The organism is Luteolibacter pohnpeiensis, from assembly GCF_016595435.1.
GTDB lineage: Bacteria > Verrucomicrobiota > Verrucomicrobiia > Verrucomicrobiales > Akkermansiaceae > Luteolibacter > Luteolibacter pohnpeiensis.
In genome coordinates, this window is record NZ_JAENIJ010000053.1 from 1 (window position 1) to 15,108 (window position 15,108).

The 15,108-nt window shown below is 51.9% G+C and carries 15 protein-coding genes; 5 read left to right on the forward strand and 10 right to left on the reverse strand.

Going from position 1 to position 15,108, the window contains the following annotated elements; genetic code table 11:
- Positions 1–144 precede the first annotated feature (144 nt).
- Complete coding sequence (locus tag JIN85_RS18815) at positions 145–957, forward strand: hypothetical protein (RefSeq protein WP_200273723.1); 813 nt, start codon at positions 145–147, stop codon at positions 955–957.
- A 20-nt stretch (positions 958–977) separates the two neighbouring features.
- On the opposite strand, the gene JIN85_RS18820 is transcribed toward JIN85_RS18815, so the two are convergent.
- Positions 978–1,514, reverse strand: coding sequence for a 5-formyltetrahydrofolate cyclo-ligase (locus JIN85_RS18820; protein ID WP_200273725.1), 537 nt, complete (start codon positions 1,512–1,514; stop codon positions 978–980).
- 130 nt (positions 1,515–1,644) lie between these two features.
- On the opposite strand from JIN85_RS18820, the gene ilvE reads away from it, so the two are divergent.
- The 4 genes from ilvE (at position 1,645) to JIN85_RS18840 (ending at position 6,794) form a co-directional block, all read left to right on the forward strand.
- Positions 1,645–2,514: a branched-chain-amino-acid transaminase gene (gene ilvE, locus JIN85_RS18825; protein WP_200273727.1), complete on the forward strand. Its 870-nt coding sequence runs from the start codon at positions 1,645–1,647 to the stop codon at positions 2,512–2,514.
- Between the two features lie 72 nt (positions 2,515–2,586).
- Positions 2,587–3,096: a UvrB/UvrC motif-containing protein gene (locus JIN85_RS18830; protein ID WP_200273729.1), complete on the forward strand. Its 510-nt coding sequence runs from the start codon at positions 2,587–2,589 to the stop codon at positions 3,094–3,096.
- A 36-nt stretch (positions 3,097–3,132) separates the two neighbouring features.
- Positions 3,133–4,260 (forward strand): protein arginine kinase, encoded by a 1,128-nt coding sequence (locus JIN85_RS18835; RefSeq protein ID WP_234047516.1) that lies wholly within the window; start codon positions 3,133–3,135, stop codon positions 4,258–4,260.
- A complete protein-coding gene (locus tag JIN85_RS18840; protein ID WP_200273732.1) occupies positions 4,257–6,794 on the forward strand; it encodes an ATP-dependent Clp protease ATP-binding subunit in 2,538 nt (845 codons plus the stop codon). The genes JIN85_RS18835 and JIN85_RS18840 overlap by 4 nt, the downstream gene beginning before the upstream one ends.
- A 1,340-nt stretch (positions 6,795–8,134) precedes the next feature.
- Here JIN85_RS18840 and JIN85_RS18845 read toward each other — a convergent pair.
- From JIN85_RS18845 to JIN85_RS18885, 9 genes are all read right to left on the reverse strand, one after another.
- Positions 8,135–8,860, reverse strand: a complete 726-nt coding sequence (locus JIN85_RS18845) for a DUF4261 domain-containing protein (RefSeq protein ID WP_200273733.1) — start codon at positions 8,858–8,860, stop codon at positions 8,135–8,137.
- A 904-nt stretch (positions 8,861–9,764) separates the two neighbouring features.
- Positions 9,765–10,133: a hypothetical protein gene (locus JIN85_RS18850; protein ID WP_200273735.1), complete on the reverse strand. Its 369-nt coding sequence runs from the start codon at positions 10,131–10,133 to the stop codon at positions 9,765–9,767.
- A 155-nt stretch (positions 10,134–10,288) separates the two neighbouring features.
- Positions 10,289–10,666, reverse strand: a complete 378-nt coding sequence (locus tag JIN85_RS18855) for a DUF695 domain-containing protein (protein ID WP_200273737.1) — start codon at positions 10,664–10,666, stop codon at positions 10,289–10,291.
- Positions 10,667–10,741: 75 nt separating this feature from the next.
- Positions 10,742–11,071, reverse strand: a complete 330-nt coding sequence (locus JIN85_RS18860; protein ID WP_200273739.1) for a hypothetical protein — start codon at positions 11,069–11,071, stop codon at positions 10,742–10,744.
- 62 nt (positions 11,072–11,133) lie between these two features.
- The gene (locus JIN85_RS18865; RefSeq protein ID WP_200273741.1) at positions 11,134–11,817 is read right to left on the reverse strand and encodes a hypothetical protein; all 684 of its coding nucleotides are present in this window, start codon (positions 11,815–11,817) and stop codon (positions 11,134–11,136) included.
- Positions 11,818–12,310: 493 nt separating this feature from the next.
- Positions 12,311–13,072, reverse strand: coding sequence for a biosynthetic peptidoglycan transglycosylase (locus JIN85_RS18870; protein ID WP_200273743.1), 762 nt, complete (start codon positions 13,070–13,072; stop codon positions 12,311–12,313).
- Positions 13,073–13,191: 119 nt separating this feature from the next.
- Positions 13,192–13,761, reverse strand: coding sequence for an SMI1/KNR4 family protein (locus tag JIN85_RS18875; protein ID WP_200273745.1), 570 nt, complete (start codon positions 13,759–13,761; stop codon positions 13,192–13,194).
- 48 nt (positions 13,762–13,809) lie between these two features.
- Positions 13,810–14,367, reverse strand: a complete 558-nt coding sequence (locus tag JIN85_RS18880; RefSeq protein ID WP_200273747.1) for a DUF3592 domain-containing protein — start codon at positions 14,365–14,367, stop codon at positions 13,810–13,812.
- A gap of 81 nt (positions 14,368–14,448) precedes the next feature.
- Positions 14,449–15,009: a hypothetical protein gene (locus JIN85_RS18885; RefSeq protein WP_200273749.1), complete on the reverse strand. Its 561-nt coding sequence runs from the start codon at positions 15,007–15,009 to the stop codon at positions 14,449–14,451.
- Positions 15,010–15,108 lie beyond the last annotated feature (99 nt).

Consider the following 15,108-nt stretch of genomic DNA (forward strand, 5'->3'; position numbering starts at 1 on the left):
GGGTCGTAACCCTTCAGGCCTAAATTTAGGTTAACAAACATCGGGGACATGATGGCATCCGTGCCTCATGTCCCCAATCTTTGAGGATGAGCCGACAATCAGAGCCTCAAACAAGAGCACGCGGCGATTTTACGCAGTGGCAAGGTGGAGGCGACTGAGTTTCTGGCGCAGCGCTTGAGAGTGCCGCTTGATCCGATTTTACGCGATGAAGATGAGGATGGTTTCCCGGATCTGGTGGAACAATTTTACGGCACGATGGCAAACGATGCCTCTTCCAGCCCACGGGCACTCCGAATTGAAGAGGATTTCTCATCCCAGTCGCCCGGCCCGTTGATCAGTGGCCCTTGGAAAGCTGAGAGTAGCGGCAAATCGGTCACCTGGTCTGGTGCTGGGAATTTCTTGGCGGACGGAATTCAGTTCGAAAAGAACGGCAAATCGCTGGCTTCCTCCGGCGGAAGTTTTCGCACCATTGGTGAGCATTCGGTCGGTGCCAGCTTTCATCCTGCAGATCTGGAACTGCCACCTGCAGGAGTGACCTACGTGAGTTTCGTCATGCGGAATCCCGAGGAAGAGCTAGCCGGGTGTTTTGCCGGGCTTCTGTTTTATCAGAACGATCGAGAGGAATTGTTTGTCGGAAAAATCGGAACGGAAAACAGCTATGGTTCCAGATTCCGCCAGGCGGAAATCCACGATGGCTTTGGCATTCCCATGGACCACGAACCGCATTTGTTTGTCATCCGGATCGATCGCAATCGCTTGGTGACTGATGTGTTCATGGACCCGACGCCCGGGAGTGATGAAAAAGATGCCAAGTATCAATTCCGCTATCAGAGAGTGCCCAGGGCAGATCGGATCGAAGTGAGATCAGGTTGTCCTGGGCGCACATTTCAATCTGATTTCGACGAAATTCGGGTTGGCTTGACGTGGAAGTCGGTGGTGCCGGTGAAGCTCGATTGAATCTTTGACCGTTCGGGGAGCTAACAAATGATTCCGTCCATGCGGATGTCATGCGCCTCTGCAAACACGTCTGGGACGAGTTGGAACGGGTGGCAGATTCCAATTTTGAGGGCATCTGGACGGGCATTCTCTAAAAGTCGGTCATAAAACCCGCGACCGCGTCCCAAACGGCCACCCCTTGCATCGAAGGCAAGGCCCGGGCAGAAAAATGCGTCAATTTTATCGGCCGGTATGATGGGTAAAGTTTCCAGCGGTTCGCGAATGCCAAAGGCCCCGGTTTTGAGATCAGTGTCGGGGCTGCGCACTTCGTGAAAAACCAATTTCTCGCCCTCAACGCGGGGGAGTGCCCAACTTTTTCCGGGTGAAATCAGCTCGAGAATGTCGATTTCACCGGGAAGCGCCGCATACATTGCGATGGTGATAAGTTCCGGGTGATCTGATATCCAATGGGTTATCTTTTTTGCGACAGGCTCGTCATGGAATGATGCGGATTTTAGCAGGCTGCGCATCGTGCGGCGCAGGTCTGCTTTGCAAGTCGGCGGGCTGGAAGGAGTCACGGCAAAGATGGATGTTGTTGAGACTGAGAGGCGGTCGCAGATGGAGTGGAGGGATGACCCGGCAACGCAAACACGTGTAATCTCCCGCTTGCCACGGGCGAAGAGTCACCTACGCTCGTCTCCACTGCACATGAAAATTTGGCTGGATGGACAATTGGTTGACGAGTCTGAAGCGAAAATCTCGGTTTTCGATCACGGACTTTTGTATGGTGATGGAGTATTTGAAGGACTGCGCTTCTACAATGGTCGGATTTTCCGCCTGGAAGAGCACATTACCCGTCTATTCGACTCCGCCCGGGCCATTGTTTTGCCGATGCCCTGGACCTATGAGGAAGTGATCAAGGCGACCTGTGAGACGGTTGCGGCGAATGGATTGCAGAACGGCTACATCCGCCTGGTGGTGACCCGCGGAGTGGGGGAGTTGGGCTTGAACCCATACGCCTGCAAAACTCCATCAATGTTCATCATCGCGGCCGGCATCAAACTTTATCCTGAGGAATACTATCAGAAAGGTCTGGCGGTGATCACTTGCGCGACGCGCCGACCTGCACCGGGTGCTTTGATGCCGCAGGTGAAATCGTTGAACTATCTCAACAACATCATGGCGAAAGTCGAAGCGATCCAGGCGAATGCGTTGGAAGCAGTGATGTTGAACGAACAAGGCTACGTGGCAGAGTGCACCGGCGATAATTTGTTCCTGCTGAAGAACGGCACCCTCTACAGCCCGCTGATCAGCGATGGTGCTTTGGACGGCATCACCCGCGCGGTGATTATCGAGTTGGCAGCGAAACTGGGTGTCCCATTTCAGGAGAAGTCATTGACTCGCTATGACATCTATACGGCGGACGAATGTTTCCTGACTGGCACTGCGGCTGAAGTGATTCCGGTTGTTTCGCTGGATCAACGGAAAATCGGCGATGGAACACCGGGCGAAATCACGGGTCGTTTCCTCAAGGCATTCCACGAACTTGCGGGCTCCACTGGCACTCCGGTTGCTTGATCCTATGATTATCTCCGCCAAATCGAGAATTTCTTCGCATCATGCGAATTGCGGTTTTACCCTTCGGTAGACATGAAATGTGATTTTTGCGAGGCCAAAGCCACCGTTTTCCTGACCCAACTTGTTGAAGGGCAGATGAAAAAGGTGTGCCTTTGCGACTCCTGTGCCAAGGAGCGTGGGGTGACTGATCCTACGGGCTTCTCATTGGCGGAGATGTTGTTGAGTGGTGTCCCAGGTGGGCCGGGAACGGCACCCGCTGGGCAACACCATTCTTCGGTTGGCGGCGGCAAAACCTGTCCAGAGTGTGGATTCACCTTGGATGATTTGCGCCGTGTTCGCCGCTTCGGTTGCGCAGAATGCTATCGTGTCTTTCATGATGAAATTTCCCCCATGTTGAGAGGCATGCACAAAGGTGTCTCTCACGTTGGAAAAGTGCCTGAGGGTTTGATGGCGGTTCAGTTCCGCAAACAGCGGTTGGACGAGCTTCGCTCCAGACTCGATGAGGCGATTTCTTCTGAAAGCTATGAAGAGGCCGCTGGAATTCGTGACGAAATCCGGACTCTCGAAATGGCAGCCCAATGATGGTCCGATTTACATCCCCCTATTTCTGAAACTGAAATGATGCGTTTTACCACACTCATCAAGCATCCCGCCGACTGGATGGCTGGTGGGACTGATGACCAATGCGCGGTGCTGACATCGCGCATCCGGCTTGCCCGGAATTTACGGAATCATCCATTTCCTGGTTGGGCGAAGCGTGAACAACGTGCTGCTGCCCTGGATTTGATGCGCCCGGCGGTGGAAGCCTTGCCTGCCATGAAGGATGCGTTTTCCCAGGAATTGGGAGACCTATCGTCCGTGCAGAAGCAGGTGCTGGTCGAGCGTCACCTGATTTCCCGCGAACACGCAGCCCGTGGCGATGGTTCAGGAGCCGTGATTGAGCGCCGCCAAACGTTCAGCCTGATGCTGAATGAGGAAGATCACCTGCGCATGCAGGCGATCCGCCCAGGATTGCAGTTGAGCGCCGCTTTTGAAGCGCTTTCCGCATTGGATACCGAACTCGAAGAGTCGCTGGAATTCGCTTTCGATCCGACTCTTGGGTATCTGACGACTTGCCCGACGAATCTCGGCACAGGCCTGCGTGCCTCGGCGATGCTCCATCTCCCGGGTTTGGTGCTCAGCGATCAAATTGGCCAGGTGCTGCAGGCGGTCAATAAGATCGGGCTCGCCGTGCGCGGGCTCTATGGCGAGGGAACCGAATCGCTCGGCAATCTCTATCAAATTTCTAACCAGTCGACCCTCGGAGAGAGCGAGGAGACGATTATCCGCCGCTTGGAGCGGGTGATTTCCCAGGTTTCCCAGCACGAACGAAATGCCCGGGAAAAACTTCTGGAAGATGATCCGGAAATGGTGGCCGATAAGATCGGTCGCGCATATGGCGTGCTTCGCCATGCGCATATCATTGATTCTAAGGAGGCTCTGAACCACCTTTCGCTGCTTCGACTTGGCGCGAATCTCGGCTTTTTCTCCGATGACACCGTGATGCTGTGTGATAGCTTGTTAATGGACATTCAACCGGCACACTTGCAGCTACACTCGGGTCGTAAGCTTTCTCCAGAAGAACGTGATTCAATTCGCGCTGAAATCGTACGCTCCCGGTTGCAATCTTTAGGATCCCCTGATAACCGTGTGATAACAGAAGAGGGAGAAAAGACTCCCGACACATCCAACCCAGGCAACGCATGAACAATTTCACTCCACGTGCCCAGCAAGTCCTTGCGCTAGCCCGCAAGGAAGCCGATCGCTTCAACCATTCCTATGTGGGAACCGAGCACCTGCTTCTCGGCCTGATCAAACTCGGTCAGGGAGTCGCGGTGAATGTTCTCGAACGGATGGGTCTCGAGTTGGAGACCGTCCGGATGGAAGTGGAAAAAGAAGTTGGATCCGGCCCGCCGCAAAAGGCTGCTGGAAATATTCCTTACACTCCACGCGTCAAAAAAGTCCTCGCGCTCGCCAACAAGGAAGCGAAGGCACTGAACCATTCTTATGTCGGCACCGAGCATTTGCTGCTTGGATTGCTGCGGGAGGGCGAAGGTGTCGCAGCTCGTGTCCTGAAGCGTCTGGACGTTGATATTCAACGCACTCGCAACGAAATTTTGGCTGAAATCGATCCGAATTTCTCACCGGAAGATCATGACGACGATGAGGATGACGACGAAGACGACGATGGCACTTTCGAAGAGGAAGCACCTGCAGGCGAAACCGTCGAAGCAGAGTCGAAGACGAAAACCCCGGCTCTCAAGGCATTCGGTCGCGATTTGACGAAAATCGCCCGTGAGCACGGACTTGATCCGGTGATCGGTCGCGAAGGCGAAATCGAGCGGGTGATCCAGATCCTTTGCCGCCGCACCAAGAACAACCCGGTTCTGATCGGTGAAGCAGGGGTCGGTAAAACGGCAATCGTCGAGGGCCTGGCCCAGGAGATCGCTTCCGGAAACGTTCCGGAAATTCTCCGCGACAAGCGAGTCGTGACGCTGGATCTGGCCTTGATGGTCGCGGGAACCAAATACCGCGGTCAGTTCGAAGAACGCATCAAGGCGGTGATGGATGAAATTCGCAAGGTGAAGAACGTGATTCTTTTCATCGATGAGTTGCACACCATCGTAGGTGCCGGCTCTGCGGAAGGCGCCATGGATGCCTCGAACATCATCAAGCCAGCACTCAGCCGTTCCGAGCTGCAATGCATCGGTGCGACGACCTTGAACGAGTATCGCAAATACATCGAGAAGGATGCCGCACTTGAGCGCCGGTTCCAGCAGGTGAAAGTCGAGGAACCATCCGTCGACGATGCGATCAAGATTTTGCAAGGTCTGCAGGAGAAATATGAAAGCCACCACAAGGCAAAGTTCACCCCTGAAGCCATCGATGCTTCGGTTAAATTGACTTCCCGTTACCTGACTGGCCGATATCTTCCTGACAAGGCGATCGACGTTCTCGATGAAGCCGGCGCACGCGCTCGGATCGGAACCATGACTCGTCCGCCTTCGATTAAAGAGCTGGAAGCTCAGATCGAGCAGATCGTTCGTGATAAGGTTGCCGCGATAGCCGAGCAGGATTTCGAAAAAGCTGCGGCTCTCCGCGATGACGAAAAGCAGGCGAAGAAAGGTTTGGAGGAAACTCTGAAGCACTGGCGTTCATCGTCGGAAGAAAAAGTCGTGACCGTTACTGATGACGACATCATGGCAGTGGTCTCGAAGTGGACTGGCGTCCCTCTCCGCCGCATGGAGGAGAAAGAAGCCGAGAAACTTCTGAAGATGGAAGACGAACTTCGTGGCCGGGTCATCGGTCAGGACGAAGCGGTTGTGGCGATTTCGAAAGCGCTGCGCCGTTCCCGTGCGGACCTGAAGGATCCACGCCGCCCGATTGGTTCATTCCTGTTCCTAGGACCGACCGGAGTGGGTAAAACCTACCTGGCCCGCAACTTGGCTGAGTTCATGTTCGGCGATGCGGAGGCGCTCATCCAAATCGACATGTCCGAATACATGGAGAAATTCACCGCCAGCCGGTTGGTCGGATCTCCTCCAGGATATGTTGGCTATGAAGAAGGTGGCCAGCTTTCTGAAGCCGTTCGCCGTCGCCCATATTCCGTGGTTCTTTTTGACGAAGTTGAAAAGGCTCACCCGGACGTCATGAACCTGTTGCTGCAGATCCTTGAAGAAGGAACTGTCACCGATTCATTGGGTCGGAAGGTCGATTTCCGCAATACGATCATCATTCTGACATCGAACGTCGGAGCCTCGACGATCAAGCGCCAGACCTCCCTTGGCTTCGGAGCCATGAATGAGGATCACGCTGACTTCGAAGGCATGAAAGGGAAAATCCTTGAAGAGTCGAAGCACTACTTCAAGCCAGAGTTTCTCAACCGCCTCGATGAGCTGGTGGTCTTCCACATGCTCGAGAAGGTCGATCTCAACAAGATCGTGCAACTGGAGGTTTCGAAGTTGGTCAAACGTCTTCAGGAAAAAGACATCGCTCTTCATCTCAACGACGACGCTCGCGATTTGCTTGCGGAAAAAGGATTTGATCCTGCTTACGGAGCACGTCCGATGCGCCGTGCCGTCGAGCGTTTCCTCGAAGATCCGCTTGCGGAAGCTCTCCTGCGCGGAGAGGTGAAAGCAGGTGATTCCGTTGAAGTCAGCCGCAAGGAAGGCACCGAGGAATTGGTTTTCGATTCAACTCGACCCGATTCCGAACCGGCACCAGAGCAAGCTGGCGTCTGATCACCAGATTCTAAATCCAACAAGCGCAAGGCGGGCAGAAATGTCCGCCTTGTTTGTTAGTTGGAGCTTCCCGGATCTTTTGAAGGCAGCTCAGTGAACTGACCTACTTTGAAATCTAGGGCAGGTGGGTGTTCTCAGATCGACGAAATTACAGAGCCTGATCCATGTTAACGACGACATGTCTGAATGAACGTCATTCAGATTTCGACGAGTGGTGAGGACAGGAGCAGGATTGGTTTGAGTTGCAGTTGTTCTCTCTTGCTCGGTATCCATTGATAGCGCCGCTTGCGAAGCGAACGAGTTGGTTGTCCCTTCGTGTCTGTACGACTTGTTTGCTATGATTTCCTCTCAACTCAGTGGTCTGATCTCGGCCTGGGGTGTATAGTTTCATGGCGACGTGAAATATCCAGATGAATGTCGATTCCGAGTTGTCGGATCCTGTCGATAACTTGGTAGTCGAACGGTGATTTCAATGAGGGGCCGGGATATAATACAATACTCGCAATGACTCTGGAATCGCCTCTGATGATTTCAGTGATGCCGTCCGCATTTTGTTCCAAATGAGAGGCGAGGCGCTCAAGAACACTATTGAGCGGTTCATCAAGTGGATGAGGTTCAATTCGAAAAAAGACTTTGTTCCTGCGATCCAGACCCTCAAGCTGAATAGGGACATCTTTAAATCCCGAGAGTGATGCGTCGTTTGCACTGGTCCTGGCATTAGATCGACCGAGAAGGCTTCCGAGCTCAATCTCACTAAAGACATCCGAGTAGGCACTTATTGATACGTGAAACCTGAAAGGAATCTGCTGCGCATATTCTCGTCTAGTTTCCATGAGTGAACATTCAGGTGAGATGTAACGGATTTTTGGACCGGTTTGATTTGGTTAAGACAGAGAATGTTTGCCTCGAATTGAGCTCAGGGATCTGGTATCCGGAAGATAGTTAGCAATGATTTCACTTCGGCACTAATTTAACAATACGTCGGCTCCCTTGTAAGATAAAAAACCTGCAAAAAAGCAAAGTAGAAGGAAAAGGCCAAGCTTCATCGACTTGCCGTAGTCCCGTTGTAGGTCCTTATCTAGCCACGATAAAAAATTCGGTTTGAGACTGTAACCAACACATTCCCAAAAATCATCCTCCGCCCCGAAGAATGGTTTAAATAGAACTGCAAAAGTGAGTATCCCGGCTGCAACTGCTATTACTGTAGGAAGGTTCTCTAATATCATAGAATTTGACTCAAGATTCATAGGTTATTCGGGAGCGTCTCGGAAGTGCAAATCCAATTCGACGACTAAGCGATGCCTCCGGTGACAAGTTCTGCTTTGTATCGCCCTTGGTCTTCAAAGCTTCGGACTAAGTTCCCATAGGCCGTGTGGATTGTGAAACGGATTTTCAGACCCATGACGCGAGTCAGGCGATAAGACGAGTCGAAAGTGCGGTGAGTCGGCATCAAGGCTGAATGTATGCCCAGAAGCCAACTGAGGCTGATCAACAATCTGATACATATTGAATTGATTCATAAGATCGGCGGCCTGATGAATGTCATAGGAGCGTGGCAGACTACAATCGGGAAGGCAGAAATGGTGCATACCGCAGGAATAGTAACAGTCAGCATCTCTGACGAGCGTGACCGAACTGCAATAAGCGTCGAAGGCGCTGCCGGCTAGAAGTGAAAACCAATGATCCCACTCATGAGCTACCCCAGATGACTCGACATGAATGGCAAAACCACCTGCTCTCTGAAGAACCTGCGTGAACTTCGTCATGCGGTCTCGCTGTTCTAGCCAACCAACTGGGAAGTGAAGATAGGCAATGCCTCGGTGCCCTTGAATGCGGTCAAGTGTCTGCTCTTGGATGAGACCCTGTCCTGCAATCAAAAATGCCTGCCTCATCTCTGAGTACCGATCACAGAAGTCCAGCGGAACATGATCGTTGCTGCTCGGGTGGGCTAAGATGCCACCAGCAAACATGAACTCGCCCGCGGGTTCCTGAGTAATGATGGCTTGTAGAAATTCGCTACGGTCAGCCCAAGGGCCAGGTATGCAAATGATGGCTTCTTGATTCATGATTTTATGCTCTTGATGCAGGCAGGCCGGACCAATGTTGAGTGTGATGCCGGGCCAAAATATCTCTGCCTGAGAAGGCGGAATTGAATGCGCTCACCGGTATTGACTCCAGCGTTGTGATTGACTACGTCATGCTCGTCACATCGTGAAAGTGAATATGTAAATGCGTCCAGTCTGCTGCGAGACTCCGATCCAACCGTGACTTTTGCCAGTCAGAGTGGCCGACTTGTAAAACTGGAGCGAAGCAAAAGATTCACGAGTTATCCACCAATTGCGAGGCCGTGCTGGTGAATTATACTCTGCCGCCACCCCGAGAGGTGTTAGCAGCTGTACCCACTTCGATACTTCTTGGGGTGTTACCTCAATGAAATAAAATGCTCGGAAATCTGATGGACCTAAACTGCCGTCTCCAGTTTGTTCCTCCAAGAAGTGCGCATCGATAATAGTTGTCGGTGGTATTTTGTGCTTCGCTATGATGGCCGAGACTTTAGCGACTCGCTCCGCGCTGCTACCTGTTACCTCGTGAACTGAACTCTTGGGAGAGTGACTCTTGCTGCACGCGGTAAGGACAATCAGGCAAACGATGGTGGAAAATTTGAACATGGGGTAGTGCTCTAACGGTAAAAGTGGTGAACGGAGGTTTCGAGTATTAAGAAATCTAGCTCACCTCTGGTCTATATTTTTCGAAAACGTTTTGAGGCTAGCCACACCAGGCAGCGTCAGTTGCTCGAATTGTCTGTTGTTGGACTTTCATACACTCATGAAGGCCCAGCGAGTGTACGTCGAAAGCTACCCAACAGCGAGAGCGGAAATGCTGACGAGAAATTGAATCAAGATTTCTTTTTGAAGGCGAATCCGAATTCAGCTCAGAAAATCCATTCGGTGGGAAGCAACGTATGGATAACTATTGCAAGCCATATGGAGCCGGAGGTGGATTGGATGAACTGCTTGGTTCGTTCTCCTTACAGTATCTTTTTTGAATGTGTAGGGTTAGTCCGATCATCATGTAGAAAACGATGGTCAACTCAATAAAAGTAATAAAAGCAGCTACTGTTATTTGAACGGTTGATGATTCAACTCCTATTTTGTTCAGCATGACTGGGGCTAAAAAGGCTGGAGCAGCAACGTAGTAGCCAGGGCCAACCAATGATTGGATCTGCCACCATGCGGGCTGCCAATCAGGTGGAGCTTTAATGGGCCAATGCCAAGCTTGTAGAAGGCAGAAAGCCAGAAAAGCTACGGTTAGGCTGGCAAGGGTTATTGCTGTTTTCATACTTCTGCCACATGTGGTGGCACTGCGTTGTCGAGCTCGTCGCCGTTGCCACTCAAACTTGTTTGATTCTTTATATTGATACATTTGACCTCATATGGGACGGCATCCCTCAATTACCAATCGCATCTCATGCCAATCGGAATCATCTTCAACGGCTAATTCGATTGGAAATCTTGGTTTATCGGAAAGCGCCTCATTAATTCGTTCTCCGACGGTGCCGACGTCCGCCAAATAGTAGTGCCACCGGCGAGCACCCCATGCGTATGGACGAACGCGAGAATCGCAAGCATCTCAGGATCGAGCGCCGCATCGATTACATCCTCGAAATCTCGCATCTCGTCTGCCACTTGATCTGACGGCATTCCGCTGGAGTTTGTATCAAATTCCCACGTGATCGTAAGGCGTCGGGGATAGCGCGTATCGCCAAGGTGCTCCTCAAGGCTGGGACGATACCTAATTAAAATCGGCTGACCTCCCGATTCTCCCTCAGCAATGTTCCAAGCATCAGAATCGGAGTGGGGGATGGTCTTCATTTTCTTGAGTCAACGATAGAGTGGAGGGAAAGCTTGAATTCAGCGAGGAAAGTTATTGCCGTCGGAAGCTGCGGCTTATTCTCCGTTATTTGGTTTGAGGAGGATGGAATCCGATTGAATGATCACCACAGCATCAAGCTTTTCAGCTACTCGCCCTACAAGCTCGCTGAACTTCATATCCGTTGCGGTAATAGTAACCGTCTTGCCTGCAAATCCCCGAGGAGCCAAATCCATTCCTTTCACGTGAGGTTCAGTATTCTTCCAGTTCGCAATCAAGAAGACGATCGCATCCTCTGGAGTTGTCCTTTCGAAATGTACATTGTGGATCACGATTGTCCCGAAAGCGACTGTCTGCATGTTCATGATGAAAAGCAGTACGATTCCAAGAATTGGCAGTGGTCTCATGACTTTCCAGATTAACGTTTAATGTCCAGGCAATGGGGATGCCCGTTGCGTATGACGGTTTGTTAGCGCTTGGATTCGTTCCATGTGACGGTCCCGTCGTCAGCGGTAGTGCTCCTCTGAACCTTGAACGGAATTGGCGACTTCTTAAATGTAGCTTCATAGATCGCCCTTCCGATGGCGTTCTCGACATTACCGAGGTAAATCTCAATGGATGCCATATCATCGACTGAATTCTCGCCGACGCGGAAATATCCAAACGATCCTCTGCTACCTCCAGCCCTGAGGTAGACCCAAATTCTCGTATATCGACGAGTCTCGGGGTCGGATTGAATCCGAGCTTGGTCAGGCTCGAAAGCGATCGCCAACGGATGCGCCCAGACTTCACCAATTCGCTTGTAGTCGCCGTCTCGGTTGAGATGGACCGTCCAAGGTCCGCCCATCGTTCCGAACGTGTCCGGACTGCCCGACAACAATAGATCCATCACTCCGTCACCATCGAGATCAACAATGATCCGCGAACGCTCGGCATACTTCGCCTTCCCTGTAGGGTCGGGAAGCGGCTGCAGCGACGGATCGTCAGCAAACGCGCAGATTGAACTGATGAGTAGTAGTCCGGCTATGATCTTCATTTCCTTGTGCTGCGTATAAGGCCATCCGGCAGCACCTTCAAGCTTCGAAATCAACCAGGCGTCTTGTTGTGATCGGACCCTGCGCCTTGTTCGGACTTTAGCAGTTCTGGCTGTCATTTGGATGAGGACTTTGCCTCGGAAACTTCAAGTCATCCTTAGGCGCCCGGATGGTTTGATTTTGGTTTGGTGAGTTGTCGCCGTCGTATGCACCACCTTGTTTGGCTAATTTCGGAAAAATGATTAAGATCGCAACTGTTTAATGATTCTGTATACGAAACCTATAATCGTTCCAGATATTCCGAGGACGATAGCTAGTATGGGCCAGATTAGCGGTCCACCGATATCTCCCGAGAAGATGGCCAATAGAAATAGTATTATAGGAATAAGGCAACCTCCTGAAAGGCATCCAACCATTGGAGCGGATTTCCCCGCCTCTAACCTCGAAGGAATCGGATCAGGTTGACTGGAGGGTGGCAGATACGGATCAATCATGGGATCTAATTTTAACTCTCGTTCTCAATTCTCGCTGCACGTAAAGTGGAGGCACGGGCTTTAGCCCTTTTCCTGCCACATCTTCTTCGACTGTTTGGACTTCCGAGGGGCGATGTCATCACTCATCGGGACTGTCTCTGGTGAGTGCTTTCAAGAACAACAAAAGAGACTTGCCGGAGGCTCCATTGTTCTGCCCCTTCCCGTCATATGTGACGTCCATCAGGTCAACTGGAGTGTAATCCCCATTGAGGAAAGTCTGGATTCGCGAGATCCGCTCCTCGTTGGCAGGCGTGCCTGGTTTGAGTTTGTTTGGGCTGACAGTCATGCCGAGCAGCGAAATGAATTCACGCTCGGTCAATGCTCCAAATGACTTTCCAAAATATGAACGGGCCGCATCCTCATACCCGGCGATTGTCCTGCCATCCTTCGAGCCCAAATAGGTGATATTCAAATACAGCTCCAGTTGATCGTCCTTGCTCACCGTGGCATCGAGCGCGTATTCGGCCAATAGCGTTTGCTGAATCTTCTTGAATCCTGGCTCAAAGCCCTCTGGGAAATAGAGGAGCTTAGATAGTCCTTGGGTGATGGTCGTCCATCCAGCTCCCGGTGTCGAGAAATCGACACCATGATGAATACGAAAAGACGGATCCTCAACCGCGAGAATAAGCTCCAATTGACGTGGTGTGACTTCTTCGAGATGGATGAATGCCCGTCTCTGTTTCACGTCGTCTAGTGTTGCAGCAACTAAATTCGGAGTTTTCCGCTTCGCCACGTCGATCTCGTGCTTGTAATAGGCAAAGCCTGCGAGCACGACCACAAGAAGTATAACTGAGGTCCAAATTGCGACTCTGCGGATTGCTCTTATAAGGCGACTTCTCATCTGGCGCTGATTTTCAATTTCGGTCGAACGTCAGGAGTGGAGGAACCGCCGCCCCGTGCGTTGAATCGGAGCAACCGCCGAACGAGGGTTGCCCTCCCATGACTTGTTCTCCTGGTTTTTCATTCGGTCAAGAAGGCACAAATCGAGGTGTCGACCGGAACCAGGAACTCCTCCCAATCCTGATCCTCCTCAAATTCGTAGCTCTCGTGCTCAAACATAAAAACCCCGGGCAAAAGCGTGCCGGTCTCCGAGAAAACGTATCCGCTGGCATCACCGTTGCCCCAATCGACAAACGGCACGAAGCGCTTGGCGATCTCGGGGTGCGTCTCTTGGAACCAATCCCTGACCTCGGACGCGTGTTCCGGCAGCTTCGAAATTGGCAGAAAGAACCAATCGGTCTCGCCGTCACGTGATGTTCCGAAACCGTCGAATTCCGAGTAGAGCTGCTTGAACTCATCGGGCATCGCGTAACCGATCGCCTTCTCAAACTCGGCGATGGTAGTTGCAGTCGCGGGAGAACCCAGAACGAGGGAATCCGGATCGTCGACGTTGTCGACTTTGTGAAACGCAACGATGCACTTGTGCCATTCGGACATAGGGGTGGCTTCTTGTTGGGTGGATTCCTTCGGCTTGTCGCAGCTGCAAAGCGTCAACAGAACTATCGTGAGCAGGCCTAACCTCGAGAACATTTTCTGGAGAATGTAATAGCTGTGGCAGCGGCGGAAAGGAAGCCCGGATTAACGAAGAGCGTTATCGCCGCTTGCCTCGCATGGCTTGTTCTGCGGATTTTTTCTTCCGGAGACACCGATAAATCGAACGAGATACAACGATCCTATTATAGAAGATGGAATCCCGAGACCGAAGTATCCGATAAGATCGATCATCCTGATGTCCTTCTCTAGGGCGCTGCAACGGGGATCGCGTGGATCAACGAAACACGTCACCTCACGGCCGGAATCAAAGGCCTCATGAAGTCGGAAGTAGAGGCCATTCGACTCGCTGAAGACGGACGCTCGATCACCCTTGATCATGTTATCTCTCAGCCTGAATTCATACCCGACCGACACCGACGAGTGCCCCCTGTGTGTTCCGCCTCCCGGGCTCACACTCTCGACCCGGAGAATCCTAGCCGGTACTTCCAGCCCCTTGTCCAGCCTGCCCTTCTGGTAGAATAGGTATGGAACTCTCAGAAGCATCACGCAACCAGTAGCCAGAAAGAGAAATCCAAATAGGAGAACCAATGGCGACTTGTATTCGACGCTTCCCGCCGGAGGTAATCGGAAGAGGCTTCCCATGAACTATTTTTGCAGAATGTTTTAGATGGGCCACGACCGTGACAGCCATGGTTGTTGGCTCTGGTGACTGGTTGGGCTTTTTCACCACTTGTCGCCCTTCCGGAGAGGTGATTTCGTCCATCCAGGAAGTGAAACTAGGTCGCGTTCTTCTTGGTCGAATGCTACGTGGTAGCGATGGGTGTGTGGAGCGGGGAATGCTAACGCTTGAGCTTCCGAGTATCCGCTGGTTTCCAGAACGCGGATATAATCTTCGATAGGACCATAAGCGAAAATGACATTGTGCTGGTCGTAGACTAACGTCGCTCGATCCGGGTCGGAAAATAACCAAATATGATGTCTTGCGTCCTGATCCCAATACGAAGCAAACCGCTCGAACAAATCTGAAAGCTCCGAACGACTCATCCACGGACTCTGGTAACGTCCTTCCGCACTGCCGCCGCGCGGAACAAGCAGCACGTAAAGAGCTGCAAATGGTGCTCCGAGCACCGATGCAAGTAGCAACATCGTCTGAGTGCCTTCTTGTGAGGCCTCGATCTTCAATCGATCAGCGCCTGACGTCTTCTCGCGGACGAATACCTTGGGATAACGATGCACAATCCACTCGTCGCCAACTTGGGATTCGAATTTCGGTAGTGCGCTCATCTTTTTGGCTCATCCTCAAAGATTGGGGACATGAGGCACGGATGCCATCATGTCCCCGATGTTTGTTAACCTAAATTTAGGCCTGAAGGGTTACGACCC

Bases quoted from the DNA above. Each gene is read 5' to 3' on its own strand.
- JIN85_RS18885 (WP_200273749.1), bottom strand. From the start codon at position 15,009: ATGAGCGCACTACCGAAATTCGAATCCCAAGTTGGCGACGAGTGGATT.
- JIN85_RS18860 (WP_200273739.1), bottom strand. From the start codon at position 11,071: ATGAGACCACTGCCAATTCTTGGAATCGTACTGCTTTTCATCATGAAC.
- JIN85_RS18865 (WP_200273741.1), bottom strand. From the start codon at position 11,817: ATGACAGCCAGAACTGCTAAAGTCCGAACAAGGCGCAGGGTCCGATCA.
- JIN85_RS18830 (WP_200273729.1), top strand. From the start codon at position 2,587: ATGAAATGTGATTTTTGCGAGGCCAAAGCCACCGTTTTCCTGACCCAA.
- JIN85_RS18870 (WP_200273743.1), bottom strand. From the start codon at position 13,072: ATGAGAAGTCGCCTTATAAGAGCAATCCGCAGAGTCGCAATTTGGACC.
- JIN85_RS18840 (WP_200273732.1), top strand. From the start codon at position 4,257: ATGAACAATTTCACTCCACGTGCCCAGCAAGTCCTTGCGCTAGCCCGC.
- ilvE (WP_200273727.1), top strand. From the start codon at position 1,645: ATGAAAATTTGGCTGGATGGACAATTGGTTGACGAGTCTGAAGCGAAA.
- JIN85_RS18855 (WP_200273737.1), bottom strand. From the start codon at position 10,666: ATGAAGACCATCCCCCACTCCGATTCTGATGCTTGGAACATTGCTGAG.
- JIN85_RS18850 (WP_200273735.1), bottom strand. From the start codon at position 10,133: ATGAAAACAGCAATAACCCTTGCCAGCCTAACCGTAGCTTTTCTGGCT.
- JIN85_RS18835 (WP_234047516.1), top strand. From the start codon at position 3,133: ATGATGCGTTTTACCACACTCATCAAGCATCCCGCCGACTGGATGGCT.
- JIN85_RS18875 (WP_200273745.1), bottom strand. From the start codon at position 13,761: ATGTTCTCGAGGTTAGGCCTGCTCACGATAGTTCTGTTGACGCTTTGC.
- JIN85_RS18845 (WP_200273733.1), bottom strand. From the start codon at position 8,860: ATGAATCAAGAAGCCATCATTTGCATACCTGGCCCTTGGGCTGACCGT.
- JIN85_RS18880 (WP_200273747.1), bottom strand. From the start codon at position 14,367: ATGGGAAGCCTCTTCCGATTACCTCCGGCGGGAAGCGTCGAATACAAG.